Source organism: Arachnia propionica (assembly GCF_037055325.1).
Taxonomy (GTDB): Bacteria; Actinomycetota; Actinomycetes; order Propionibacteriales; family Propionibacteriaceae; genus Arachnia.
In genome coordinates this window covers 1,561,828-1,587,801 of the sequence record NZ_CP146373.1, presented here as the reverse complement: position 1 = coordinate 1,587,801, position 25,974 = coordinate 1,561,828, and the positions used below count along the sequence as shown (strand labels likewise).

At 67.0% G+C, this 25,974-nt stretch carries 22 protein-coding genes and 1 pseudogene; 12 read left to right on the top strand and 11 right to left on the bottom strand.

Annotated features, from left to right (window positions below):
- Positions 1 to 159 precede the first annotated feature (159 nt).
- From V7R84_RS07370 to cobI, 4 genes are read right to left on the bottom strand one after another with little or no spacing between them, the layout of a single operon-like run.
- Positions 160 to 1,386 (bottom strand): CbiX/SirB N-terminal domain-containing protein, encoded by a 1,227-nt coding sequence (locus V7R84_RS07370; protein ID WP_338573615.1) that lies wholly within the window; start codon positions 1,384 to 1,386, stop codon positions 160 to 162.
- The gene (cobJ, locus tag V7R84_RS07365) at positions 1,386 to 3,806 is read right to left on the bottom strand and encodes a precorrin-3B C(17)-methyltransferase (RefSeq protein WP_338573613.1); all 2,421 of its coding nucleotides are present in this window, start codon (positions 3,804 to 3,806) and stop codon (positions 1,386 to 1,388) included. The genes V7R84_RS07370 and cobJ overlap by 1 nt, the downstream gene beginning before the upstream one ends.
- Complete coding sequence (gene cobM / locus V7R84_RS07360; protein ID WP_338573610.1) at positions 3,803 to 4,663, bottom strand: precorrin-4 C(11)-methyltransferase; 861 nt, start codon at positions 4,661 to 4,663, stop codon at positions 3,803 to 3,805. Before cobM ends, cobJ begins: the two co-directional genes overlap by 4 nt.
- Positions 4,660 to 5,406, bottom strand: a complete 747-nt coding sequence (cobI, locus tag V7R84_RS07355; protein ID WP_338573607.1) for a precorrin-2 C(20)-methyltransferase — start codon at positions 5,404 to 5,406, stop codon at positions 4,660 to 4,662. Before cobI ends, cobM begins: the two co-directional genes overlap by 4 nt.
- Before the next feature lie 269 nt (positions 5,407 to 5,675).
- On the opposite strand from cobI, the gene V7R84_RS07350 reads away from it, so the two are divergent.
- The 5 genes from V7R84_RS07350 (at position 5,676) to V7R84_RS07330 (ending at position 10,622) form a co-directional block, all read left to right on the top strand.
- Positions 5,676 to 6,326: a precorrin-8X methylmutase gene (locus tag V7R84_RS07350; RefSeq protein WP_338573605.1), complete on the top strand. Its 651-nt coding sequence runs from the start codon at positions 5,676 to 5,678 to the stop codon at positions 6,324 to 6,326.
- Positions 6,316 to 7,461 (top strand): cobalt-precorrin-5B (C(1))-methyltransferase, encoded by a 1,146-nt coding sequence (locus V7R84_RS07345; RefSeq protein WP_338573603.1) that lies wholly within the window; start codon positions 6,316 to 6,318, stop codon positions 7,459 to 7,461. The genes V7R84_RS07350 and V7R84_RS07345 overlap by 11 nt, the downstream gene beginning before the upstream one ends.
- Before the next feature lie 143 nt (positions 7,462 to 7,604).
- Positions 7,605 to 9,068, top strand: a complete 1,464-nt coding sequence (locus tag V7R84_RS07340) for a methyltransferase (RefSeq protein ID WP_338573601.1) — start codon at positions 7,605 to 7,607, stop codon at positions 9,066 to 9,068.
- Positions 9,069 to 9,348: 280 nt separating this feature from the next.
- Positions 9,349 to 9,666, top strand: coding sequence for an immunity 53 family protein (locus V7R84_RS07335; protein WP_338573598.1), 318 nt, complete (start codon positions 9,349 to 9,351; stop codon positions 9,664 to 9,666).
- Positions 9,666 to 10,622, top strand: coding sequence for a hypothetical protein (locus tag V7R84_RS07330; RefSeq protein WP_338573597.1), 957 nt, complete (start codon positions 9,666 to 9,668; stop codon positions 10,620 to 10,622). Before V7R84_RS07335 ends, V7R84_RS07330 begins: the two co-directional genes overlap by 1 nt.
- On the opposite strand, the gene V7R84_RS07325 is transcribed toward V7R84_RS07330, so the two are convergent.
- Positions 10,612 to 11,004: a DUF1304 domain-containing protein gene (locus V7R84_RS07325; RefSeq protein ID WP_338573595.1), complete on the bottom strand. Its 393-nt coding sequence runs from the start codon at positions 11,002 to 11,004 to the stop codon at positions 10,612 to 10,614. The two genes, V7R84_RS07330 and V7R84_RS07325, sit on opposite strands and share 11 nt — an antisense overlap.
- Positions 11,005 to 11,216: 212 nt before the next feature.
- On the opposite strand from V7R84_RS07325, the gene V7R84_RS07320 reads away from it, so the two are divergent.
- The gene (locus V7R84_RS07320) at positions 11,217 to 12,629 is read left to right on the top strand and encodes an ankyrin repeat domain-containing protein (protein WP_338573593.1); all 1,413 of its coding nucleotides are present in this window, start codon (positions 11,217 to 11,219) and stop codon (positions 12,627 to 12,629) included.
- Positions 12,595 to 12,954 (top strand): hypothetical protein, encoded by a 360-nt coding sequence (locus V7R84_RS07315; protein WP_338573592.1) that lies wholly within the window; start codon positions 12,595 to 12,597, stop codon positions 12,952 to 12,954. The genes V7R84_RS07320 and V7R84_RS07315 overlap by 35 nt, the downstream gene beginning before the upstream one ends.
- Positions 12,955 to 13,196: 242 nt before the next feature.
- Here V7R84_RS07315 and scpA read toward each other — a convergent pair whose 3' ends face one another.
- On the bottom strand, positions 13,197 to 15,389 hold the full coding sequence (gene scpA / locus V7R84_RS07310) for a methylmalonyl-CoA mutase (protein WP_338573589.1): 2,193 nt from the start codon (positions 15,387 to 15,389) through the stop codon (positions 13,197 to 13,199).
- 3 nt (positions 15,390 to 15,392) lie between these two features.
- Positions 15,393 to 17,261 (bottom strand): methylmalonyl-CoA mutase small subunit, encoded by a 1,869-nt coding sequence (gene mutA / locus V7R84_RS07305; protein ID WP_338573587.1) that lies wholly within the window; start codon positions 17,259 to 17,261, stop codon positions 15,393 to 15,395.
- Positions 17,262 to 17,543: 282 nt separating this feature from the next.
- Here mutA and V7R84_RS07300 point away from each other — a divergent pair, with 282 nt between their 5' ends.
- Positions 17,544 to 17,921 carry a DUF2218 domain-containing protein gene (locus V7R84_RS07300; protein WP_338573586.1) on the top strand — a complete coding sequence of 126 codons (378 nt, stop codon included), beginning with the start codon at positions 17,544 to 17,546 and terminating at the stop codon, positions 17,919 to 17,921.
- A gap of 39 nt (positions 17,922 to 17,960) precedes the next feature.
- Here V7R84_RS07300 and V7R84_RS07295 read toward each other — a convergent pair whose 3' ends face one another.
- Positions 17,961 to 18,548: a histidine phosphatase family protein gene (locus V7R84_RS07295; protein WP_338573585.1), complete on the bottom strand. Its 588-nt coding sequence runs from the start codon at positions 18,546 to 18,548 to the stop codon at positions 17,961 to 17,963.
- 111 nt (positions 18,549 to 18,659) lie between these two features.
- On the opposite strand from V7R84_RS07295, the gene hpt reads away from it, so the two are divergent.
- Entirely contained in the window at positions 18,660 to 19,211 is a 552-nt protein-coding gene (gene hpt, locus V7R84_RS07290; RefSeq protein WP_338573582.1) for a hypoxanthine phosphoribosyltransferase, read from the top strand.
- Here hpt and sigJ read toward each other — a convergent pair.
- The 3 genes from sigJ to V7R84_RS07275 form a co-directional block, all read right to left on the bottom strand.
- Positions 19,202 to 20,053, bottom strand: a complete 852-nt coding sequence (sigJ, locus tag V7R84_RS07285) for an RNA polymerase sigma factor SigJ (RefSeq protein WP_338573580.1) — start codon at positions 20,051 to 20,053, stop codon at positions 19,202 to 19,204. The genes hpt and sigJ overlap by 10 nt on opposite strands.
- A complete protein-coding gene (locus V7R84_RS07280) occupies positions 20,050 to 21,075 on the bottom strand; it encodes an FAD-dependent oxidoreductase (protein ID WP_338573577.1) in 1,026 nt (341 codons plus the stop codon). The genes sigJ and V7R84_RS07280 overlap by 4 nt, the downstream gene beginning before the upstream one ends.
- A gap of 264 nt (positions 21,076 to 21,339) precedes the next feature.
- Positions 21,340 to 22,209 carry an NAD(P)H-binding protein gene (locus tag V7R84_RS07275; protein ID WP_338573576.1) on the bottom strand — a complete coding sequence of 290 codons (870 nt, stop codon included), beginning with the start codon at positions 22,207 to 22,209 and terminating at the stop codon, positions 21,340 to 21,342.
- 332 nt (positions 22,210 to 22,541) lie between these two features.
- Here V7R84_RS07275 and ftsH point away from each other — a divergent pair.
- The 3 genes and pseudogenes from ftsH to folP all read left to right on the top strand — a co-directional run.
- Positions 22,542 to 24,657 (top strand): annotated as a pseudogene (gene ftsH / locus V7R84_RS07270) (ATP-dependent zinc metalloprotease FtsH); the annotation flags it as partial.
- The gene (gene folE / locus V7R84_RS07265) at positions 24,545 to 25,111 is read left to right on the top strand and encodes a GTP cyclohydrolase I FolE (RefSeq protein WP_338573574.1); all 567 of its coding nucleotides are present in this window, start codon (positions 24,545 to 24,547) and stop codon (positions 25,109 to 25,111) included. The pseudogene ftsH and the gene folE, both read left to right, overlap by 113 nt.
- A 4-nt stretch (positions 25,112 to 25,115) precedes the next feature.
- Positions 25,116 to 25,916 (top strand): dihydropteroate synthase, encoded by an 801-nt coding sequence (gene folP, locus V7R84_RS07260; RefSeq protein WP_338573573.1) that lies wholly within the window; start codon positions 25,116 to 25,118, stop codon positions 25,914 to 25,916.
- Positions 25,917 to 25,974 lie beyond the last annotated feature (58 nt).

Below are 25,974 nucleotides of genomic sequence, written 5' to 3'. Positions count from 1 at the left end.
GTCCACCGGACGCCTTTCATCCGGTGACACTTCTACCGTGGGAAGCAGGACCCGTGGGGATTATCTTTTCCACACCCCACTGGTTGGGTGACAACACCACCACCCAACCGGACAACACCTCACCCGCGCGGGGCGGCCCGGGGCCTCGCGCGATCGCTGTCAGCCCTGCAGGACCTGCAGCAGTTCGTCGCGGACCCGCACCGAACGCCGCGGGTTGCGGTCGCCGATCACCGCCACCGTCAGACCGCCGGCGGAGGCGGTCGCCGGGGTCATCGCGGTGCCTCCCAGGGCGTCATCGGCCCGGCAGCAGAAAGTGTGGCGGCGTTCCGCCTCGGCCGCGATCATCGCGTTGACGTGCGGATCGTTGCAGGCGGCCAGGACGTACCAGGCATCGCCGACATCCTCCGCCCTGGCGGTGCGCTGCTCGACGGCGATCGCACCGCTCGCCGCGAGCCGACCGACGGGGATCCCGAGGTTCGGCGCGACGACTCGCACCTTCGCCCCCGCTTCGAGCAGCCGGGGAATGCGCCGTGCGGCAACGGCCCCGCCGCCGACGACCAGGACGTCGCGGTCCTGCAACACGATGCTCGACATGAAACCGGGGGCACCCTCGCCGAACCCCTCGGCGTCGAGTTCCGCGAGATAGCGGTCGACGACCAGCTGGGCCAGCTCGTCGCAGTCGCCGATGACCTCGGCGACCCGCACCTCGACATCCGGGTTGTTCTCGCGCCAGGCGGCGACCTGATCGAGGTTCCAGGTTCGCAGTTTGCCCGGGAACAGGAAATGCGGGGCGACGACGATCTTTTTCACACCGGTGGCCTTCGCGTGGTTCAGCGCCTCCGGCACTGATGGTCGCGACACCTGGATGAACGCGGGATGGATGCTTCGAAGCCCCGCATCCTCCATGAGGACCCGGGCCATGCGGTAGCGCTCCGCGTTCGATTCGACGACGGAGGAGCCGCGACCCACCAGGATGCACGCCGTGTCCTGGGGGCGCCACTCGCCGAGCGCCTCGACGACGCGACGCCGCACCGCCGAGTCCAGCAGCGGGCTGCCCAGCAGTGCCGCCGAGTAGGCGACTTCGGAGTTGCCGCGTCCCTTGTCGATGGCCTCCGGGATATCGATTCGCACGTGCCCGCCGGAGGCGAGCATCAGCGGCACGACGACGGCCTCGGCCCCGCTCCTCGGCGCGCTGTCCTTCAGGGCATCGGCCACGGCCTCGGGGATTCGCGGTTCCGCCAACTCGATGAAACCGATGGTCACTTTTGTGCCCGGCAGTTTCGTTCGGACGCGCTCCGCGAGGGCTCGGCACGCGGTCACGCCCTCTGGGTCGCGGGTGCCGTGTGCCGCGATGACGAGCGGCACGGTGGTCAGTTTCTCAAGCATCAGCGGCTTCTTTCTTGAGCTGTGTCCATCCACTGGTAGTCGCGTGGTGTGACGATCGCCGTTTCACCGGCCCCCGTCGCCACCGGTGTGGTGGTCGACGAGCCGACGATGACGACGGTGTGCATGTCGACCCACTCGGGTTTGAACTCACCGATCGGCGCCCACCTGATGCGCTGCTTTGGTCGGAACGCCTCGTGAACGGCCATCACCGGCACATCGGCGGGGCGATGCGCCCCCAGGATCTCCAGCGCCCGGGGTAGGTGCGCGAGGCGTTTGCGGGAGCGGGGGTTGTACAGCACCGTCACGAAATCCCCCTCCGCGGCGGCCTGGAGCCGACGCTCGATGTCCTCCCACGGCGTGTGGAGGTCGGACAGGGAGATCGTGACGTGGTCGTGACCGAGCGGCGCGCCCAGCAGCGCCGAGGCGGCCAGCTCCGCCGTGACGCCCGGGATGACTCGGACGTCGATCCCCTCCGTGCCGATTTCCAGGGTGGGGGAGGCCATCGCGTAGATCGCGGGATCGCCGGAACATACGAACGCGACGGGATGTCCCTCGCGTGCCTTCTGGATCGCGAACGCCGTCCGCTGCTCCTCGGTGCCCATCTTCGTGGCGTAGGTCTCGGCGTGAGGGTTGACCAGGTCGCGGATTTGCCGCACATAGGGGATGTAGCCGACCACGTAGCGGGCGGTCTCGATCGCCTGCTTCGCCATCGGAGTCAACAGGTCGCGGTGGCCGGGGCCGAGACCGACCACCCGCAACTCACCGCGCGCAGGCACTCGGCCGATCGCGGACGTCGCATCCGGGCACTTCGTCTTTGGCACGATCAGCTCGGCGCCGCGGCGGATGACGGAGGCCTCGGAGACGCTCGGCGTTCCCACCTCGGAGGTGACGACCTCCGAGGGGGTCGGCACCTCGATGTCCGCCAGCTCGCTGGCCTCATAGCACACGAACGGCACCCCCAGGTGTTTGGCGAGGCGGAGCAGCCCACCCTCACGTGCCTTGGCGTCGACGCTGGTCAGTGCCGCGACCGAGTGGATCGTCAGACCCGCGGCCGCGAGGGTCGCCTCCAGGTGGGCGCGCAGGACCTTTTCCGAGGTGCCGCGGTTGCAGCCCATACCCACCACCAGCGAGCGAGGATGCAGGACGACCCGCGGCAGCCCGGTGGGCGGCAGCTGCGAGGCGTCGCGGTCGGTGACGAGAATCTCCGCGACCGGTGAGGCCGCGTCCTCGGTGACATTGGCCGGCAGCGGCGGCATCGGCCACGGTCGCTCCCGCACCAGCCGCACGGGACGGCCGTCGAGCATCGCGCCGGTCACGCCCGCGACATCGCCGCTGTGGGCCCAACCGAGAGTGTCGAGAGCGGGGATGCCGAGGGAGTCGGTGGCGGTCGTGAGCACCGCGGTGGCCCCCAGGGCCTCCGACAGTTTCTCGGCCAGCGCGTTCGCGCCGCCGACATGCCCGCCCAGCAGCGGCACGACGAAATGCCCACCCTGGTCAATGACGACGACACCCGGGTCGGTTTTCTTCGAATCCAGCAGCGGCGCGAGGATGCGGGTGGTGGCGCCGATCGCCAGGTGCGAGACGACCAGGTCGCATTCGTCGAAGGCCCGGCGCAACCCCTCGGTGGCGGGTCCGTCGTAGATGCGGGTTCCGCCGAGCAGCTCGTCGATCCGGGAGGCGCGGGTGCGGGCGGCCTCGGAGGAGACGACCTGCCCGACCGTCAGGTCGGTCAGCGCATTCGCGCTCAGCCGTTCCACCGCGACCTCGGGGACGGCGACGCGGCGGGGCGCGGTGGTGGCAAGGGCCGTCTCGTCCCATTCGGCGTCGGGGTGGCGCTCCAGGATGAGCACGACGTTCGGGTTCCGGACGTCCTCGACCGCGGCCAGTTGCTCGCCGGTCATGATCCGGACGCGTTCGTCGTCCTCGCCGAGACGCTCGGCCAGGACGAAGGTCCGCTCGAGGCCGGCCAGGGGATCGGTCAGCTGCGAGAGGGGTTCGCGCGGGTCGGTCATGACCGCGACCTTCGCGTAGCGGCGCGCCGCGGCAATGGCGGCCTCGACGGGACGACCGTGCGTGGAGACCGTGATGGCGTCGTCCCAGGGCAACCCGATGCGGGCGAACGCCTCGGCCACCGATGAGGCACGCGTGACGACCTTCGGGCGCAACCCGATCGACCGCAGTTTGCGTACGACACCGAACCACAGCGGGTCACCGGAGGCGAGGATCAAGACATCGGTGTCCTCGGGCAGCTGCCGGATCTTCTCGACGGCGGGGGTGAGGCCACCCAGGACGATTCGCTTGTCCTCGGGGACGGCCAGCTCGTCGAGGTGACGGCGTCCGCCGACCACCACATCCGCGGCGGCGACGGCGCGACGCAGCTCCTCGCTGGGGGTGCCGAGATGCCCGTGGACCGTGATCATGCCTCGTCTCCGTTCTCCAGGTTGTAAGTGATGGCGCCGTGTTCCCTCAGGTCGGCCTGGGCGGCCTTGTCGGCGGCCCGGTATCCGTGCCGGAAACCGGGGTGGTACAGGTGGGAGCGTTTGGTGGCGCGGTCGGTGGCCAGGGCCGGGCCGACGAGCACGATCGTGTGCTTCCAGAGCTTGTGTTCCTTCATCGTCGCCGACAGGTCCTTCAGCTGGACCCGCCAGATGGCCTCGTCGGGCCAGGTCACGCGGTAGCCGATGATGCACGGCGTCTCCGGAGGATAACCGCCCTCGAGGAGGGCCTCCTCCAGCTGCTTGTGGCGGGCCGCCGACAGGTAGATCGACATTGTCGTTCCGTGGGCCGCGAACGAGCGGATGTTCTCCTTCTCGGGCATCGGTGTGCGACCGCCTTCGAGGCGGGTGAGGATCATCGACTGCGCGACCTCCGGCAGCGTCAGTTCGGCGCCGACCCGAGCCGCGGTGGCGGAGAACGCCGAGATGCCGGGGATCGTCTCGGTGGGGATGCCGATCTGGGCGCACAGGTCGCGTTGCTCCGCCGTCGCCCCGTAGATGTCCGGGTCTCCGGTGTGGACGCGGGCGACGAGGAGTTTCTCGTCACGGGCCCGCGTGTACAGCGGCACCAGATCCTCCAGGGGGATCGACGCGGAGTCGATGACCTCGGCGCCGGGCTTGTGGCCGGCGATGATTCCGGGGTGTACGAGTGAGGAGGCCCAGATGATGATGTCGGCCTCGGCGATGACGCGGGCGCCGCGCACGGTGATCAGGTCGTCGGCCCCGGGGCCTGCCCCCACGAAGACCACCAGGCCTTCCGGGTCGAGTCGTGATTCGCTCATATTCTCCCTCCGGTGGTGGATCGCTTCGGTGCGGCAAGGACGGTGCTGAAGTAGGGGGTGCGGTCGGTCACCTCGGACAGGGGAACGATGCGTTCGGAGGGCAACCCGAGGTCGGTGCCGAGGACGGCCTCGTCGAGGCGGCCCTGCGCCTCCAGGACGGCGCGAAGCTCGGTCATCTCGCGGCCGCCCTTGTAGACGACGACGGTGTCGGAGACCTCGCAGACGCGGGCCAGGGCCTCGGGTCCGACGGTCCACGGCACGAGGGACAAGATCTCTTGGCCCTCGACGAGCGGGGTGCGGCTGGTGGCGGCGATGGCCTGCATGGCGGTGATCCCGGGAATGACCTCGATCGTGACCTCGACGCGCCGCGATACCAGGTCGCACAGGTACGAAAACGTTGAGAACACCGACGCGTCGCCGACGGTGGCGAACGCGACCCGCTTCGCACCGGCCTCGAATGCCTCGATGGCGGTCGTTGCGGAGGCCTCCCACGCGCTGGCCCTGCGCTGTCCGACACCGCGATGCTCGGCCATGGAGAACGGGATGCGGCGGATCGCTGCGGTCTTGGCGGGCAGGTGTGCACACACGATCTCCTCGGCGCGTCCGACGCCGCCGGCGCGGGCCTCGGTGCTCGGCACGAGAATGACATCGGCGGCCTCCAGGGTCCGCAACGCCTTCACGGTCACGTGATCCGGATCGCCGGGGCCCACCCCCACTCCGGACAGGGTGCGCTCAACGCTCATATCGGTCCTTCTCGGGCACTACGCCCGTTCGGTTTCGGCTGGCCCGAAGGGTCTGGCTCCCGTGTGCGATGCGGTCAACAGTGGTGACACCGCTACTGGATGTGCGCCGGACTTCGTCGTTGTCGGCAAGCTGAATGGTCAACTTTCGCCAGACAGCCTAGCCCAGGCATTTCTGGCGCCGAGTCCCCCCTCCGGTTTGATCGGGATGCGCCCCGGACGGGGCGGGCTGGCTGCCCAGAGGGCGGTGACGGCTGCTCTAGTCTTGAGGTGTGAGCCATGACTACATCAGGACCGGTAGCCCGATCTACGCCCGCTCGTTCGAGATCATCCGGGAGGAGTCGAATCTGGGGCGTTTCCCCGACTACATCGAGCCCGTGGTGGTGCGGATGATCCATGCCGCGGCCGATCCGGCCATCGCCGACCTGATCGCCTTCACTCCGGGGGTCGCCGCCGCCACTCTCGCGGCCCTCGAGGCCGGGGCGCCGATCCTGTGCGACTCGTCGATGGTCGCGACCGGCATCATCCGAAGCCGCCTGCCCGAACACACCCGGATCATCTGCCACATCAAGGACCCCCGCCTCCCCGCGATCGCGGAGGCGAAGGACTGCACCAAAGCCGCCGCCGCCGTCGACCTGTGGCAGGAGGACGGCCTGCTCGACGGCGCGGTCATCGCCATGGGTAATGCTCCGACCGCGCTGTTCCGGGTGCTCGAGGTGATGCACGAGACCGGCGCCAGGCCCGCGGCGATCGTCGGAATCCCCGTCGGTTTCGTGGGCGCCGCGGAATCGAAGGACGCGCTGGTCGCCGACGACAGCGGTGTCGAGTACATCACGGTTCTCGGTCGCCGTGGCGGCTCCGCGATGGCGGTCGCCGCGATGAACGCGATGGCCAGTCGAGCCGAGACCACGAATGACCGCTGACGCCGATCCCACCCTGGCAGCGGAGGGGCGGGACGCGCTGCGCCCCCGCGGCCGGAAGGCGCAGCTGGAGTCGTCGAAGCTGAGACCCGGCTGGACGACGGGGGCCTGCGCCTGCGCGGCCGCCACCAGCGCCTTCATCGCTCTTCACACGGGCGAGTTTCCCGACCCGGTCGGGATCGTTCTGCCCGGCGGTCGCGAGGTCACGTTCGCCCTGACCCAGTCGCGGCTGCAGCCCAGGCAGGCGATGGCGGCGATCACGAAGGACGCCGGCGACGACCCCGACGTCACCCATGGCGCGATCGTGCGGGTGGTCGTTGAACCCGGCGAATCCGGTGGTGGCGTGAGCTTCGCGGGCGGTGAGGGCATCGGTACCGTCACTCTGCCGGGACTGCCGCTGCCGGTGGGGGAGCCGGCCATCAACCCGAAACCCCGCGAATACATCACCACCAACATCACCGCCGCGGCAGAGCGCCTCGGGGTCGCACCCGACGTGCGCGTGACCGTCTCGATCGATGACGGCGCGCGCATTGCCGAGAAGACCTGGAACTCGCGCATCGGTGTGATCGGGGGGTTAAGTGTCCTCGGCACCACCGGTGTCGTCGTGCCCTACTCGTGCTCGGCGTGGATCGCGTCGATCCATCGCGGCATCGACGTCGCCATCGCAACCGGCGCGACGCACGCAGCCGCCTGCACCGGATCGACGTCGGAACGGGTCGCCGAGGAGCTGTATCCGGGCATCGAACTGCTCGATATGGGCGACTTCGTCGGCGCCGTCCTGAAATACCTGCGCAAGCATCCACTGCCCAAGCTCACGATCGTCGGGGGGGTTGCGAAACTCTCCAAACTGGCGGCGGGCTACCTCGATCTGCACTCCCATCGCACCCGCATCCAACCCGGTCACCTGCGCCACCTGGCGGAGGGAGCCGGCGCGTCACCGGAACTGGCCGATGCGATCGGGGAGGTCGCCACCGTCGCCCACGCCGTCACCCTTGCCGGCGAGGACGGCATTGACCTGCCGCAGCTGATCGCCGACTCGGCGCGCACCGAGGCACTGGCGGTCCTCGGCGAGGTGCCGGTGGAAGTGGAGATCGTCGTGATCAACCGCGCCGGCAAGATCCTCGCGACGGCCCACTGATTCGCACGGCTCATGACCTGGGCCACGCGACGCGGAAACGTCTCGTTCCGCGTCCGGAAACTGCGCGACCGGGGAAACCCTGGGCTGTTTCCTGTGGTCCGCGAATGCCACGAACACCCATGTGGGGGTTCTATGGTGTCGGCATGGACATTTCCCGGCTGCGCGACCGGCTGATCGAGATCGACTACACCACCGATTCCGTGCTGGAACGCATCGGGGAGGCTGGGCAGGCCGGGTTGCACCGCAACTGCACCCTACCCGCCGACGTCGCCCTGACCGGGGCGGACGACCCCCTCGCGACACTGATCCGGATGTTCCTGCTGAGGCAGCAGGTGCCCTCTGGGGTCGCGGAACGCGCCTTTGGTGGGTGTTTCCTCGACGTGGTGGCGCAGGGGATCATCGCCGTGGATGGGGGGTCCGCGCGGGCCGTGGTCGAACTGCGGCCCTACGCCTCACCCGACGACGGCGCCTCCGGGTGGCTGGTCAGCGACCTCACCCCCGGGCTCGACGGGATCGTGGAACCGACCCGGCCCGACTACGTGCTGGGGGCCTCACCCGCATCCCTGACTCTCGCGGAGATCACTATGCGCGGCCACGTTGGGCAAGCCCTCGACCTCGGTACAGGATGCGGGGTGCAGAGCTACCACCTGTCCCGCCACGCCGACCGGGTGGTCGCCACCGACCTCAACCCGCGCGCCCTGCGGCTCGCACGCCTCGGTGCGGCGCTGAGCGGCATGGATGTCGACTTCCGGGAAGGGTCGCTGTACGAACCGGTCGCGGGGGAGCGGTTCGACCTGATCGTCTCCAACCCGCCCTACGTGATGAGCCCACCCGGCGGTCAACGCCTCACCTACCGCGAATCCACCTTCACCGCCGACGGCCTGGTGGAGGCCGTCGTCCGCGACGCCCCCGCCCACCTGACGCCGGGAGGCAGCCTTCAGCTGCTGACGAACTGGGCCGTCACCCAGGAGCCGTGGGAGGAACGGCTCGCCTCGTGGGTCAAGGGCTCCGGCTGTGATCTGTTCGCCATCGAACGCGAACGCCTCGACCGGTTCGCCTACATCGAGATGTGGCTGACCGACGCGGGCCTGACGGGACGTCCCGAATGGGAACCTACCTACCGCGAATGGCTGGCCTACTTCGACCACATCGGCATCGACGAGGTCGGCATGGGCTGGATCCTGCTCACCAATGCGGGCCGCGAGATTCCTGAGATCCGGTGCGAGTCGTGGCCGCACGCCGTCGCCCAGCCGGTCGGGGAGGTGTTCGCCGCCCACGCCCGTGCCGTCGACGCCGCCCGCCTCGATACCGCCGACCTGCTGTCGCTGACCCCGCGCCTGACCGGAGTGGTCGCGGAGACCACCGGCCAGCCTGGGGCCGCCGACCCCGAACACCTGGTGCTGCGGCAACGCACCGGTCTGCTGCGCGGAATGCGCCTGAGCACCGTCACAGGCGCGGTGCTGGGAGCCCTCGACGGCGACCTCACCGTCGGGCAGACCATCGCCGCCGTCGCCCGGTTGCTGGAGGTCCCGGTGGAGGAGATCGCAGCCGAGGCAATCCCAGCAGTCCGGCAAGCCCTGGCGGAGCAGTACCTCACCGCCCATTAACCGGCACCCGGTCCGCCCGGAGCTGCCGAAGACCGGTACCCTTCGGTGAGCTGTAGGACCGATTGCCGAACCTCTCAATGGAGTCTGTCGATTTTTCCCATCCCGGGGGAAGGTCTGTGAAACTATGGCCGGTTTCAGCTGAGCAGGAAACACAACATGAATATGAAACGGACGACCCCGCCGGGTGAGCGGGGCGAAGGAGGCGCGGGGGCGGCATGCAGGTCATTGTGATGGGGGCGGGAGCGCACCGGGATGTCCCGGACCGTGTGGGGGAAGAATCGTGAACGCTCTGGAACGTGTTCAGGACTGGTACATGGCACAGTGCGACGGGACCTGGGAAAGCGACCGCGGGATCACGGTGGAAACTCTCGACAATCCGGGCTGGAAGGTCGAGGTGGATCTGACGGGAACCGACCTGGAGCACGCCCCGTTCGAGGACTTCGTCGTGGAGCGCCTCAATGACGACTGGATCTACGCCCGAGCCGTGGACACCGGCGAAACGGTTGTGCGGCGTCGATTCGAGGCATTCTGCGGCCCCAAAAGCCTCACCGAGGCCCTGGACATCTTCCTCGATTGGGCAGAGCTTCCAGAGGTGTGATGGGCAGAACGCTTCGCCAGCGCGAAGTTCGTCGGCTGGTGTGGATCCTGATGGGCTGCGCCGTGACGTGGCAGCTGTGGCGGTGGGTGCCCATGGTGCCGGAACTCGTCGCGTGGTGGGACGTCGAGCCGAGGGAACCGGCGGGCCGGGAAGCCGTGGACGGATGGGATCCGCGGGTGTTGTTCACCCCGCAGGCGCTGCTGCCGCTGGTCTTCTATGCGTTCGGGATGACAGTCACGCTGGTATTGGCGCGACGTTTTCAGCGTCTCCCGGGATTCCGGTGGGCGACGGTGGGGTCGCTGCAGGTGCTGGCCCTGCTGGCGGGGTTTGCGACCAGCGGATGGCAGATGGCGTTGGGGCTCGTGAACGTCACGGAAGACGGCTGGTTCGGCAATCCGGGCGAATTCGGTCTGGACCAGGTGACGGCCCCGCTGCTGAGCTGCCTGCTGACCGGTGGCTATGGTCGGTGGCTCGCCACATCCCCGCGAAGGCCCAGGAGAGGGCTCACCGACCAGCAGATCTGGGCGGTGGTACTGGTGCCGGCGGGGCTGGTGGTCGCGGCCATGCTCTGCGTGGTGCCCTTCTCTGGCGGCATGTCCTTGGCGCAGGTGGTTCCCATGCTGGGGCTCTACTGCGTCGGCATGTGGCTCTTCCTGCATCTCATTCGCGCTCTGCCGGGGCTGCGCACCGGGAAACTGATGCTGATCAACTGTTTGATGCCGGCCCTGGCGGTGGTGCAGCCCGCCCTCGCCCTGCTGCTGGGGGATGTGCCCGGCTTCGGCTGGTTTGCCAGGCTGCCCCTCTCGGTGTTCGGTGATGTCGTCCGCTTGATGTCCGGGGTTGGTGTCGAGCTGAACCTGGGACACTATGGGCTTCTTCCCATTGCGGAGTCGCTGGTGGTGCTCCTGATCTACCTGTACCGGTTGAGAAAGTCCGCGATCCTCGTCAGGAGGTGATCAGGCCGATCAGCAGCGCGATCACGCCGAGGGCTGGGATCACACCCTGCTTGAGTGCGGCGGATGCCTTGTCAGGGCTGGACAGCAGAAGGACGAGGCTGGCCGCCACCATCGATCCGGCTCCCGTGAACACCAACGTCTCACCCACCACGTGCTGCCCTGCGGTGTGGACAACGATGCCAAGGCCCGTCACGACGGCCAGGAAAAGGTTGTAGAAACCCTGGTTGAAGGCGAGTTCTTGTTGCGCCTCGGCCCGCTCGACGGTCCCGGTGCCGAAGATTTTTCGGGCGCGTTCTCCCGTCCATGCGATCGATTCGAGATAGAAGATGAACACGTGTATGAGCGCTGCGATTCCGGCGAGCACGAGACCGACGACAACCATTGATAGTTTTCCCCCTCTTGTGAATCGACCAAATCCACTATACGGCTGGCTGGGTCGCTTGAGACGGCATCGTTACGACCTTCCCCGGGAATCTTCTCGCCATCAGCACAAAGCCTCTTCGCGTCGAGGCTATCGAAGAATCCCGTGCGACGTGGCGTGATGCCTCCGGTCATCATGCGTCGAGGATAACTGCGCAAGCTCTAGGCTCAAGCATGGCCGTCACACACTGGTTCGATCTTCCCGGCGGGGTGCCGTCGCCCACCACCAGCCACCCGGTCTTCGCCGCTACGGTGCCCGCCTGGTACCACGACATCACCGATCCGCGTTCGCCGTTCGGGAGTCCGGAGGGCATCGGGATGTTGCGGCGCGTGGAGGCCTGGTACACCGATGGCGGTGGTGACGACCTCTCCGGGCTCCGGGACGAAACCGGCACTGCATCCGGTGTTCCCCGGGAGGTGTGGCTGGGTTCCGATGGGAACATCCAGGCTTGGCTGAATGCTGACGAGACCGGGCAGGCTGGGTTGCGGGAGCTGGCGACCCGGATGATGGCCATGGCGATGGCGCAGTTCAAGATCACCGGGGCGGTGCATCCGGGGATGGAACGAGCCGGTGGCCGGGCGGCCTGGGTCAAGGTGGTACTCCGGGACTGGGACGACCATCGTCGCGGCGAGGAGGTCGCGGACGAGATCCCGGAGGACATCGCGTTGTACCTGCGCATCCTCCGACACGCACCCGAACCGGGGTCGACGTTGGGGCACAAGCCCTCGCTGCTGCCCGACGACTGGGTTGTGCTGTGCCGCACCAGGAGCGCAGAGGAGCTGAAGCGGATTCTCCGGGTACGCAACGTCGATGCAACCCTGTGGGGTTCCCGGACCGAGGCCCACATGGTTCCCGAAACCCCGCTGGAGGTTTTCCGGTGGCTGGTGGAGACCCGGGGCGCCGACCTCGACAGGTGCCACGAACAACCAACCAGCGCATTCCACGAGGCGATCGTGGCCGGTGCCACCACACGTCTTCGCGAACTGGTGGAGCTGGGGGCCGACATCAACAGGGAAGGGGATGGCAATCCGCTCGCCATTGCCTGCCGGGAGCGGCGTCCCGAGGTGGTGGCGACGCTGCTGGATCTCGGTGCCGATCCCGACCCGAGCGGTGCTTCCCCATCGCCCCTGGTGGAATGCCTCACCGGAGCGATGAGAGACCTTCCCACCACCCTCGCGATCGCCCGGATGCTGCTTGACGCGGGGGTGCCCGTCACCCAGGAGGCCCGCGCCGCCCTGGCCCGGTCGGGAGGGGCCTTCGAGTTCCATCGCGGCCTGCTGCGCCCCGGACTTCTTGCCGCCTGCCTGCCCCGGCTGGAGGTGGCCGAGGATGCGCTGGGGCAACTGCAGCGGCTCCTCGGCGTCGCCCCGGATCCTACGTGGGAAGTTGGCTGGGCTGTATGCGCTGGGAAACGCGCCACAGTCCTGGTCACCGAGCCTGGGAGTCACCGCCGCCGTGCAACTCGCGGACAGGAGCGGTGGGGCACGGACCCGGGACCTGGTTCACTTCGTCGGTTCGATTCCCGATCTGCTTGCCGACACCATGGAGTGGGTGGAACGAAACACCCGATCCACCATGGGATATGACGAACGAGGTCACGGCGTCGACCAGCCCGAACTGCTGATGCGCGCTGTCAGGGAGATAATCGCCAATGCCCTGGCTCATCGGAACCTCGACCCCATAACGGGCTCAAAACGCGTCGAGATCCGCTTGATGACTGACCGGCTCGTGGTGACGAACCCGGGAGGTCTGTGGGGAGTCTCCGAGGGACAGCTTGGCCGGCCGGGCCCCGGCCCGGCGACGGCAACTGCGGAGGGCGGGAAAGAGGGAATCACCCGTCACGGTTCAGCAGTGCTCGCGGCTCTCACACAGCCCAGGACGATGACCGAGTTGAAGCGGGAAACCGGTTAAGGCCAGCTCCGGTTTGCGCTGCGTCGTCTGCAAGGGTCGGGCCGGGTCGCCATGAGAGGGGCACGGGGAATCCAGGCGACCCGCTACGAGCGCGCGACGAACTGAAAAACTGCGTATCCGTGATCTGTATCCCCAGGATTGAGCGAGGAGGTTGTTCCTGCGGAATCGGGTCGGGGGATGATGCGGTGAGTACGCGAAGCGGCCCGCCCCGGGAAAGGGACGGACCGCTCTTGGTTACGGGATCACTTGTCGCCGTGGAGGCGCTTGTTGAGGACCTCGAGGAGGTCGATCGCGGCCTCCGGGATGTTGGTGCCCGGCGGGTAGATCGCGTCCGCGCCGTTCTCGCGCAGCTCCTGGAAGTCCTGGCTCGGGATCACGCCGCCGACCACGACCATGATGTCCTGCCGCCCCAGCTTGTCCAGCTCCTTGCGCAGCTCGGGCACCAGGGTGAGGTGACCGGCCGCCAGGGAGGAGGCGCCCACGACGTGCACGTCGGACTCGACGGCCTGCCGCGCGGCTTCCTCGGGGGTCTGGAACAGGGGGCCGACGTCGACGTCCATGCCGAGATCGGCGTAGGCCGTGGCGATGACCTTCTGGCCGCGGTCGTGACCGTCCTGGCCCATCTTCGCGATCAGGATACGGGGACGACGTCCCTCTTCCTGCTCGAACTCCTCGACGAGCTTACGGGCCTTTGCAACCGCTTCGGAGGAACCGGATTCCTTGTTGTACACACCAGAAATGGTACGGATCTGTGCGGTGTAGCGCCCGTAGACCTTCTCCAGTGCGTCGGAGATCTCGCCGACGGAGGCCTTCGCGCGGGCCGCGTCGATCGCGACCTTCAGCAGGTTGCGGTCCGGGTCCGTCGGATCCGGGTTCCCCGCCGCCCAGGTGACGCGCTCCAGCATCTGCTGGGTGACTGCCTCGTCGCGTTCGGCGCGCAGCCGCTCCAGCTTCGCGATCTGCTGCTCACGGACCGCGCGGTTGTCGACCTTCAGCACCTCCAGCTCGTCCTCGTGGTCGAGGGTGAACTTGTTGACGCCGATCACGGGCTGGCGGCCCGAGTCGATACGGGCCTGGGTGCGGGCCGCGGCCTCCTCGATGCGCATCTTCGGGATGCCCTGCTCGATGGCCTTGGCCATGCCGCCGGCCTGCTCGACCTCCTGGATGCGCTCCCAGCCTTTGCGGGCTAGCTGATCGGTGAGCTTCTCCACATACGCCGAACCGGCCCACGGATCCACCGTCTGGCAGGTCTTCGACTCCTGCTGGATGAACAGCTGGGTGTTGCGGGCGATGCGGGCGGAGAAGTCCGTCGGCAACGCGATGGCCTCGTCGAGAGCGTTGGTGTGCAGCGACTGCGTGTGGCCCTGGGTCGCGGCCATGGCCTCGATGCAGGTGCGCACCACGTTGTTGTAGACGTCCTGTGCGGTCAGCGACCAGCCGGAGGTCTGCGAGTGCGTGCGCAGGCTCATCGACTTCGGGTTCTTCGGGTTGAAGCCGCGCACCAGACGTGCCCACAGCATGCGGGCGGCGCGCATCTTCGCGACCTCCATGAAGAAGTTCATGCCGATCGCCCAGAAGAACGACAGCCGCGGAGCGAACGCGTCGACCGTCAGGCCCACCGACTCGCCGGCGCGGATGTACTCGACGCCGTCGGCCAGGGTGTAGGCCATCTCGATGTCGGCGGTCGCGCCGGCTTCCTGCATGTGATAGCCGGAGATGGAGATGGAGTTGAACCGCGGCATGTTCGCGCTGGTGAAGGCGAAGATGTCGGCGATGATCTTCATCGACGGCTGCGGCGGGTAGATGTAGGTGTTGCGGACCATGAACTCCTTCAGAATGTCGTTCTGAATGGTTCCGGCCAGCTGTTCGGGCTTGACGCCCTGCTCCTCAGCGGCGACGACATAAAGCGCCAACACCGGAAGCACCGCGCCGTTCATGGTCATCGACACCGACATCTGGTCCAGCGGGATGCCGTCGAACAGCTGCCGCATGTCCAGGATGGAGTCGACGGCCACACCGGCCATGCCGACGTCACCGGCCACGCGCGGGTGGTCGGAGTCGTAGCCGCGGTGGGTGGCCAGGTCGAAGGCGATCGACAGACCCTTCTGGCCGGCAGCGAGGTTGCGGCGGTAGAAGGCGTTCGACTCCTCGGCGGTGGAGAAACCCGCGTACTGGCGGATCGTCCACGGCTGGTTCACGTACATCGTCGCGTAGGGGCCACGCAGGTAGGGGGCGATGCCGGGGCGGGTGGCGAGGAAGTCCAGGCCCTCCAGGTCGCCGCTGCCGAACAGCGGCGGCACCAGGATGTGCTCTGGGGTCTGCCAGCCGGCGGAGTGACCGACCTGGTGGAAATGGTCGTCGAACTGCGTCTTGGCGTCGGTGGGGATACCGTCGCCGTTCAGGTCGACCGAGCCGAAACGGGGAATCGTGGTCATTGCTCAGGCCTCCAGCTTGTCCAGGGTGGAGGTCAGCAGCTCCACCACGTTCATTCCGTCGAAGACGTTGCCGTCAATCACAGCGTTCACCTCGGCCTCGTCGCCTCCGAGTTCCTTCAGCTGCCCGGCGACCCGCACCTCCTGGGCGCCCGCCTCCTTGAGAGCCTTCGCGACGGCCAGGCCGTGGGCGGCGTAGACCTTCGCGCTGGAGCACAGGATTGCGATGGTGGTGTCCGCATCCTTCATGGCTTTGACGAACACCTCCGGATCGGTGCCCTCCGCGATCACGGTGTTGATGCCACCCACGTGGTACAGGTTCGAGGTGAAGCCCTCGCGGCCACCGAAGTCGCGCCGGGTGCCGAGGCAGGCCAGCAGCACTGTTGGGGTCTTCTTAGCGGCTTTGGAACGGTCCCGCAGATCCTCGAAGACCTGGCTGTCGCGCACGAACGGGATGCCGCCGAGCTTCGGGGCTTCGGGGCGCGGGGTGCGTTCGAGGGCCTTCTCGAGGTGGTTCGGGAACATCGAGACGCCCGTCAGTGGCAGCTTGCGGGTGGCGAGCAGCTTGGCGCGGGCCTCGTTGATCTCCTTGAGCTGGGCAGCGATGGTGCCATCGACGATGGCTGCCGCCATGCCCTTCTCATCGAGCTGACCGAACAGCTCCCAGGCCTTCTCGCAGAGCTGCTTGGTCATGGACTCGACGAACCAGGCGCCACCGGCTGGGTCGTTGACGCGACCGATGTTCGACTCCTCGGCCAGCACCACCTGGGTGTTGCGGGCGATGCGTCGGGTCAGGACGTCGGGAAGACCGATCGCGGTGTCCAGCGGCAGCACCGTGATGGTCTCCGCCTGGCCGATGGCCGCCGCGAAGGCCGAGATGGTGCCACGCAGCACGTTGACGTAGGCGTCGTCGCGGGTGATCTCCCGCAGCGAGGTGACGGCGTGCTGCACCGCTCCACGCTTTTCCGGGGTCACCCCGAGTACCTCGCCGACCCGGTTCCACAGGGTGCGCAGCGCGCGCAGTCGGGAGATGGTGACGAACTGGTTGGTGTTCGCCGAAACCCTGAACAGGATGCTGTCGAAAGCTTCGTTGGCGCTCAGACCGAGATCGGTGAGGGCACGCACGTACTCGACGCCTGTGGCCAGCGCGTAGGCCAACTGGGCGACGTCACCGGCGCCCATGGAGTCGTAGCGGGAGGCATCCACGACGATGGGACGCACACCCGGGAAGGGCTTGGCCAGCTCCACGGCCTTCGCGATCACCGACAGGTCAGGGGTGGTGCCGTTCAGAGCGGCGAAACCGATCGGGTCAACGCCGAGGCTGCCACGGATGTTCTCCTTGCCGGACGCGGTGAAAGCTGCGGCCAGTGCCTCGGCGGCAGCCAGCTCGTCGGTGTTGGAGGAAACGTGGGTGGGGGCGAGGTCGAACAGGACATCACTCAGGACCTCGGCCAGCTTGTCGGCGGGGACTGCATCGGGATCCACGCGTACCCAGACCGCGGAGGTGCCGCGCTCCAGGTCGGTGTCGACAGCCTTGCGGGCCTCAGCCGGGTCGGGTTCCTCGACGAGCTGAGCGCTAAACCAGCCCTCATCCATCTCTCCCGCGCGGACCATGGTGCCGCGCGTGAATGGGGCCACTCCGGGGAAACCAAGCTCCTCGACGCCGTCGTCAATGGTGTACAGCGGCTTGATCACGAGCCCATCGACAGTGTGGCTCGTCAGGCGCTTGTATGCCTGCTCGATGTTAAGTTCTTTGCCCTCGGGGCGCTTCCGGTTGAGTACCTTCAGCACCTCTTTCTCCCAGTCGGCAAGGCTGGGAGTGGCGAAGTCGGCGGCGAGACTGATCTCGGCCGCGCTCGTTGATTCTGTGCTCATCGCTCTCCGTCCAAATCCTTCTGACAAGCCATCGCGGGGAAATGGCTGCCTGGTTTCGAGACTGGTAGTCCTCGACATCCCAACCCTAGCCCAGCTCGGGCGAACAAATGACCTCGGGGTTGATTCGTTTCGGCTGAAAGGTGCCCGCCGGACAAGGTTTGGACGCATTGGTCCTACCAAAGGTGGGGTTGTGGGTCCGGGATTGGAGTGCAGAGATTATTCAGCGCTCTCCTCGCGGTGTCGGGGCTGGTGTCCGTTGGGTGGGTGGGTAAGGATGGTCCCATGAGCACCTTAGAAACGCATGCCTTTTCCCGCACCTCGAGCGCGCGGGTGCTGACGGAACGCCCTGCCCGCTACGGCAAGCAGTTGGCCGGGCACATGGGACGCAAGATTACCGCCGTCTGGGACGAGGAGGGCGCGACCGGTTCCCTGGAATTCAACCGTGAGGGCCCGACCACCGGCATCGTCGAACTCTCCTGCGACGGCGACGCCCTGGTGCTGCGCCTGTCCACGACCGAGGAGCACCTCGAGCGGTTGGAGGAGGTCGTGGGTGTTCACCTGGCCCGGTTCGGTGCCAAGCAGGGCATGGTGGTCCGCTGGGAGCGCGGCGACGGGACTCCGGGCACCACCCAGGGGCCCGTGATCCCCGAGGAACGTTGAGTCCGGCGACTTTCTCGCTGGTGGAATCCTCTGCCTGGGTCAGGCCACGGCGTCGCCCCAGCGCTCGATGCTCCAGCCCTCCTGGCAGGAACCGTTCATCACGATCCACTGGGTGTTGCTGAGTGGCGGTGCCTTCTTCAGGCCGAAACCGGGGTCCTGGGCCAGCGTCCACACCCGAAGCGCCGCCCCGTGGCTGACGACCGCGGCGCAGTCGTGGCCGGCCGACTCCACCCTGGAGATGGCCGCGGTGAAACGGGACATGAACTGCCGTGCCGTCTCGCCGCCCTCCAGGCAGGAGTCCATGTTCTCGGAGGACCAGGCGTGCAGCTCCGCCACATAGGCCCGCCAGTCGTGATTGAGCTCCTCCACGCCCGCCGAGATCTCCTGCACCCCGTCGAGGATCTGCACCTCTAACCCCAGCGATTCGGCGAGGGGAGTGGCCGTCTGCTGTGCGCGTGTCAGTGGGGAAGCGTAGACCGCCTCGATCGGTTCGTCGGCAAGCCGCCCCGGCAATGAGGCGGCCTGAGTCAGGCCGTGATTGGTCAACCGGTAGCCCGGGTAGGCGGTGTCAAGCCGGTGGTCGGCGTTCGCCTGGGTTTCGCCGTGACGGATCAGGAGGAGTCGCATGGCTTGATCGTAAGCGGGCAAAGTCGGTCGAGTGGGCGTTTCGGACCCAAGTCGCCGACTCGCCAACCAAGAAGACGGCACCGGGGAGTGGGTGGTTCTAGGGTGACAAGGGTGGATGCAGCCGATGTGATCTCCGACCTGTCCGAAGTTCTCTACACCAGCGACCAGATCGCGGCGCGCGTCGCTGAGCTTGCCGCCCGGATTGACGCCGACTACGAAGGTCGGGAGCTCCTGATCGTGGGGGTGCTCAATGGGGCGATCATGGTGGTCTCCGACTTGCAGCGCGCCATGAAGAGCCATGTGGAGATGGACTGGATGGCCATCTCCTCCTATGGCTCCGGCACTCAGTCCAGTGGCGTGGTGCGCATCCTGAAGGATCTCGGTGTCGACATCGAGGGACGCCACGTCCTGGTGGTCGAGGACATCATCGACACCGGTCTGACGCTGAGCTATCTGATCTCGAACCTGGCCAGCCGCAAACCCGCCAGCCTCGAGATCATGACGATGTTCCGCAAACCTGCTGCGGCGCGGATGGATGTGCCCGTCAAGTACGTCGGCTTCGACATTCCCAACGAGTTCGTCGTCGGCTATGGCCTCGACTACGCAGGCCGCTACCGCAACCTCCGTGACCTGGCGGTTCTGGCTCCCCACGTCTACTCCTGAGAACGCTGGAGAGCAATTAGTTTCGCCGGATTCCGCACGATGTAGAAGACCGAGATGCCGTCCCGGGCGACCATCGGCCATCCGATGTGGTCAACTCGCCCGTCCTGCCGGGCGATCCAGGCTGGGGTTGAGTTGAGACTGGTCAGCTCGATGGTGGTCGTTTCCGTCATCTTGCTGGTCAGGCCCAGGAAGAAACGAGCCACCTTGTCGGCTCCGACGATGGGACGCACCGCCACTGTGGCCCGGCCGCCACCGTCGGAGAAGACGGTCACGTCCTCCGCCAGGAGGTTCTTCAACGACTCGAGATCACCTGCCCGGCATGCGGTCAGGAATACCTCGGTCAACCGGTGGTGCTTTTCAGCGTCCACGTCGAAACGAGAACGTCCTGCCTCGATGTGGCGGCGGGCGCGACTCGCCAGTTGCCGTACGGAGGAGGGGGAGCGTCCCAAGAACTCCGCGACCTCCTCGTGGGAGAAACTGAAAACGTCGTGCAGGACGAAGGCGGTGCGTTCCAGCGGTGACATCGACTGCAACACCAGCGCCAGCGCCAGCGACACCTCTTCCGCCACCAGCAGTTCCGAGTCGGTCGCATCGTCCTCCGGTACGGGTTCCGGTAGGAAACGACCGGGGTAGTCGCGTCGCCTCAGGGTATCGAGTGCCAGGTTCGTGGCGACTCGGGCCAGATAGGCCTTCGGTCGTGTCACACCCGTCTCCTCTGCTGCGCGGTGCCAGCGCAGCCATGTTTCCTGGGCGATGTCCTCGGCCTCGGAGAGGGAACCGGTGATGTCGTAGGCGATGCGCAGCACCAGCCCGCGATGTCGTAGATACTCGTTCGTGCTCATCGTTCCCTCCCGAGCCAACGGTAACCTGCTGCCGAGCGGTGAGGCGCGTTGATCACCAGGCGACAGATCCTCTCCTTGAGGAAGGCCCCGATCCGTCCGGTCAGGCGTCGACCGGTGGGGACGTCGCAACGGTTCACGAATTCGATCAGGCCGTTCCTGCGTCCGAGACTGACGCAGCGGAACGAGAAACCGAAATCAAAACCAGTGGCGACTTCTCCCGCCAGCGCCCGATGGACGTTGTCCGCGACGTGGGCGCCCATCGGAAGAGCGGTCGCGCACCCCATTCTCAGGTGGGGCAGCTGCGGCGAGATGACGGCATCGCCCAGTCCCCAGACCCCGGGGGCCACCTGAAGGGTCCGGTCCACGACGAGCCTGCCCCGTTCATCCACGGGCATCCCGGACCGGGAGGCGAGATCCGGCGCGGACAGCCCGGTGCAGTCGACCGTCAGGTCGGCCGGGCCGTCGTCCCAGACCACGCCGAGCCGGGGAAGCTGGTTCGCGAGCCACTTCCTGTCTTCCTCCGAGCCGCAGGGAAACAGCCCGGCGGGATCGGTCAGGGACATCTTCAGGTGCGGCATCGCCTCGGCGATCTCCGTCGCGGTCTCGATGCCGCTCAGACCGGCGCCGTCCACCCGGACCCGTGCCCCGGCGGGGAGCGCGGAAAGGGCCGTGCGCAGGGCATCGGCCCCTGCCAGGGTTGCGGGGCCGTCGCCGGTGCTACCGGTGGCGATCACGACATGAGGTGCCTCCAGTTCCGTTCCGTCCGCCAGGACCGCCCCTCCCGCCGAGACCCGGACCGCCCGTTGCGTGTTCAACCCGACCTCGGGGAACAGCATCTCGCCGAGCGGGCGCGTCACCCCGTACCCGGTGGCGGCGTGCTGGTGTAGCCGGACCCTGTTGACGAATGTGGGGCCGTCGTTGACGAGATGGACCCTGCGGCCTTTGGCGGCGAGCCTGTTCGCAGCCATAACTCCGCCATATCCACCACCGATGATGATTGCGTCAATTGTGTTCATGCTCATGGGACGTGCCTGGGAACCACAATGTGACATTGCTGTTCTTCTGGTGGTCACTGGTTGTGGCCGCGATCTCCGTGACCCGGTGTTCTCGCCCTCACGTCCGCACTTGGTCCCCTCGCGCCGAAATTGTTCTCCCCAGCGGGCTCGATGACCAGGTGGGTCCCTGGTACCCGTCACGCCAGCATTGTCCGGGCGTCGTCGTGAAGCCTGGGGGTCGGGCTGTGTGCTCACAGTCCGGTGTCTAGCCCGCGGCCTCTGCGGGACCCCTCAGCTTTCATCCGTGGCGTGGTGTTCGTAGAAATCGAACAGGCGGTGTGTTCCGACGGGGGTCCCCACGCAGTCGTGGAGCATGCTCCACGAGAGGAAACGCATCATGTCCGCCCGCCGGGGGTTGAAGAGCCGGAGGATCGTGATGAGCGGGGTCAGGACGGCGGGTGGAAGAGCCGAGACCTTCGCAGGCCGGCCGATTGCACGGAAGGCGCAGTCGGTGAGCTCCCGCCACGTGAGAACCTCCGGCCCGCCCACGTCCCAGGTTCCTTTCTCGCCGTCGATCAGACGATTGATGCAGAACTCCGCGAGGTTGGCACCGTGGATGGGGTTGACGCGGATCTCCGGGCGGAGGAGGAAAACGCGCCCCTTCCTGGCCATCCGGAGGATCTGGGTCATGTCGGAGAAATATCCGGAAGGGTTGATGATCTGGCTCGGGATCGGCGATGAGGTCAGCTGCCGGACGAAGGCGGTTTTCGCCCGGGTCAGCTGCGCAGGGCAGCGCTCGCCCCCCATGACGTTGACGTAGCAGAAGCAGGTGGCGCCGTGTCTCTCGGCGGAGCGCAGGATGGCGAGGTTGGCCCTGTGGTCGATGTCCCATGGGTTGGCCTTCTGCGTGGTGACTCCCAGGGCGGAGACGACCTCGTCCACCCCGTGGGCGACATCGGCGGTGAAACCCGGGTCCGTGACCTCCCCGACGGCCCAGTCGTCGACGAGTCCATCCAATGAGGGGGAATCCCAAGGGCCCGGGGAGACGGCCCGCTCGCGGCTGCGGGTGATCGCACGCACCCTGTGGCCGCGGTGGTGCAGTTCGGCGACGATGAAGCGTCCGAGATACCCCGTGGCTCCGGCGACGAGGGCTGTGGTCATGGTTCTTCCTGACTGTCTGATGCGGTCGTGGGCTGCCGGCGATCTGTTCTTGAACAACGTTGTCCAAGAATAGATCATGGTGTCACACCGGGCACTGATGCTCTCGTGCGTCGCCGCTTCTCGTTGCCCCGGTGGTGCCGGGTGAGGGCCGACACGTCTGGCGACGGGCGGGGAAACTGGCCGGAGGAGAACGAGGCGATGGCGGCATTCCCCGGAGCGACCAAGGATCGCCGGTCACCGGATGCGGCATTACTGTCCTCTTGGTGGGCGCTGGTAGCCTTCCATTGCTCACATACATCTTCTTCTAGGGGACCCCGCCGTTGCAGAAAATCATGAAGAACCCGATGAGTTGGGTCACCTGGGTTGTTGTCATCATCCTTCTCGGGACGCTGGTCATGCAGTTCTTCAACGGGCTGCTCGGAGTCCGGGAAGTCTCGATGGACCAGATCATGAGCGTCTTGAAGAGCGACGAGAAGCTCAGTGATGTTGTCCTCAACGACGGCGACCAGGTCATCCGGATCACCACGGAGGCAGGCCAGCGCATCCAGTCTAGCTGGGTGGGACGCCAGGTCGATGGTTTCGTGGAGATCCTCCAGCAGCGTGCCACCGCCGGAACGCTCGATCGCTGGACGACCCAACATCCCACCGCTAACCTGTTCACCTCACTGCTCTACACGGGCCTGCCCTTCCTGCTTCTCGTCATCGGTTTCTTCGTGGTGATGCGCATGGTCAACGGAGGTGGCTCGGGCAGTCCACTCAGTTTCGGCAAATCGAAGGCGAAGCTGGCCAGCAAGGACATGCCCAAAACCACCTTCGCCGATGTTGCTGGCGTTGACGAGGCCGTCGAGGAGCTTCAGGAGATCAAGGAATTCCTCGCCGAACCCGCGAAATTCCAGAAACTCGGAGCGAAGATCCCCAAGGGCGTGCTGCTCTATGGTCCTCCCGGGACCGGCAAGACCCTCTTGGCGCGCGCCGTCGCGGGGGAAGCTGGGGTGCCGTTCTTCTCCATTTCCGGATCCGATTTTGTCGAGATGTTCGTCGGCGTCGGTGCCAGCAGGGTCCGTGACCTGTTCGAGCAGGCCAAGGAAGCCGCGCCCGCCATCGTCTTCATCGATGAGATTGATGCCGTCGGTCGCCACCGTGGCGCCGGTATGGGCGGTGGCCACGACGAACGCGAACAGACTCTCAACCAGCTGCTGGTCGAGATGGACGGCTTTGACGTGCGTGGCGGGGTGATCCTGATCGCCGCGACGAACCGTCCCGATGTGCTCGACCCGGCGTTGCTACGCCCAGGTCGTTTCGACCGCCAGATCTCCGTCGAGGCTCCCGACCTGACTGGTCGCTCCCACATCCTCCAGGTGCACGCCGTTGGCAAGCCCCTCGCCAAGGACATCGACCTCGATTCCGTGGCCAGGCGCACCCCCGGTTTCTCCGGTGCCGACCTAGCCAATGTCCTCAACGAGGCCGCGCTGCTCGCGGCGCGTATGAACCTGAACGAGATCGGCCAGCCGCAGCTCGACGAGGCCATCGACCGGGTCATCGCGGGACCCCAGAAGCGCACCCGCCTGATGAACGACCGTGAACGTCTCATTACCGCCTACCACGAGGGTGGGCATGCCCTGGTGGCGGCAGCGATGCCTGGCAACGACCCCGTCCAGAAGGTCACGATCCTGCCGCGTGGTCGTGCGCTTGGCTACACGATGGTGATGCCCGACGACGACAAGTACTCCCACACTCGCGGCGAGTTGCTGGACCAGATGGCCTACATGATGGGCGGTCGGGCCGCGGAGGAGATGATCTTCCACGACCCCACCACCGGCGCCCAGAACGATATCGAGAAGGCCACGAAGGTGGCGCGGGCCATGGTCACCCAGTACGGCATGAGCGAACGTGTCGGTGCCGTCCAACTCGGTGGCGGTGATTCCGAGCCGTTCATGGGGATGCGCGGGGCGCAGCCCTCGAAGGACTTCTCGGAGGCCTCCGCGGCGATCATCGACGAGGAGGTAGCCAAACTCATCAACGCCGCCCACCAGGAGGCTTACGACGTGCTGGTCGAGAACCGTGAGGTGCTCGACGAGCTGGTCCGGCAGCTGTTCGCGAAGGAAACCCTCAACAAGGCCGAGGTCGCGGAGGTGTTCAAGAACCTGAAGCGCCGCGACAAACGCCCCGCCTGGACCGGATCCGAGCTGCGGGTGCCCTCCACCATCCCGCCCGTCGAGGTGCCGGGAACCCCCGCTTCCTCTGACAAGGAGATCCCGTCCAGGCCGATCGCGCCCCGCCCGCTCCGCGACAACATCCCCGGAAACTGGGCCCCGCCCGCTCCCGAGGACCGGAGGTGAACCAGGTCGACCAGCCCCGGATCGAGGCGGCGGTTCGCGAGATCCTCCTCGCGGTCGGCGAGGACCCGGATCGCGATGGACTCGCCGAAACCCCGGCCCGCGTCGCCCGCTCCTACCAGGAACTGTTCTCCGGACTGGCGCAGGACCCCGCCGAGCTGCTGTCGACCACCTTCGACATCGATCACGAGGAACTCGTGCTCGTCCGCGACATCGAGCTGACGAGCTGCTGCGAACACCACCTGCTGCCCTTCTTCGGGATGGCGCACGTCGGGTACATCCCCGGCGGAGGGCAGGTCACGGGGTTGTCGAAACTGGCCCGGCTGGTCGACCTCTACGCCCGCCGCCCGCAGGTGCAGGAACGTCTCACCACACAGGTCGCCGACGCACTGGTCACCCATCTGGGTGCACAGGGCGTGATCGTCGTGATCGAGGCCGAACACACGTGTATGACGATGCGAGGAGTGCGCAAGCCGGGCAGCAGGACCATCACCAGCGCCGTGCGCGGACAGCTGCGCAACGCCGCCACCCGCGCCGAGGCCATGAGCCTGATCATGGCGAGGTGATCTCATGACCATTGTGTTGGGGGTGCTCAACGTCACCCCCGACTCGTTTTCCGACGGCGGACTGTGCGCCGACACCGAGGCCGCCGTCGCCCACGGCAGACTCCTGGCCTCTCAGGGGGCGGAGATCATCGATGTCGGGGGCGAATCCACCCGCCCCGGGGCGGCGCGGGTTCCAGAGGTCGAGGAAATGGAGCGCGTGATACCGGTGATCGAGGCCCTGGTCGCCCACGGAATCACCTGCTCCGTGGACACCATGCGTGCCTCCGTCGCCCGGGCCGCGGTTGCGGCGGGAGCCCGGATCGTCAACGACGTCTCCGGTGGGCTCGCCGACCCCGACATGCTGAGTGTGGTCGCGGATCTCGGTGTCGACTACGTCGCCATGCACTGGCGTGGCCATTCCGAGGTCATGCAGCAGCACACCGACTACACCGACGTTGTCACCGATGTGCTCGCAGAGCTCGCTGCTCGCCGCGACGCCGCCCTGGCCGCGGGCATCACAGCCGAACGCATCATTCTCGATCCGGGGATCGGGTTCGCCAAGACCTCTGAACAGAACTGGCAGCTGTTGCGCGGTCTGGATATCTTCCAGGCCATGGGACACCGGCTGCTGATCGGCGTCAGCCGCAAACGCTTCCTGGGTGAGCTGCTGGGCGACAAGCCGGCGGCGGACCGTGACGCCGCCACCGCCGCCGTCACGACCTGGTGCGCCATCCACGGGATCTGGGCGGTGCGCACCCACGAGGTGACCGCACAGCGCGACGCAGCTCGGGTTGGGCAGCGCCTCGGGAACCGAGCAGCAGGCTGACGGTCTCCTTCGGGTCGTCCTTATACCAGGACCCGGTATTCTCGGCTCAATGCGATCC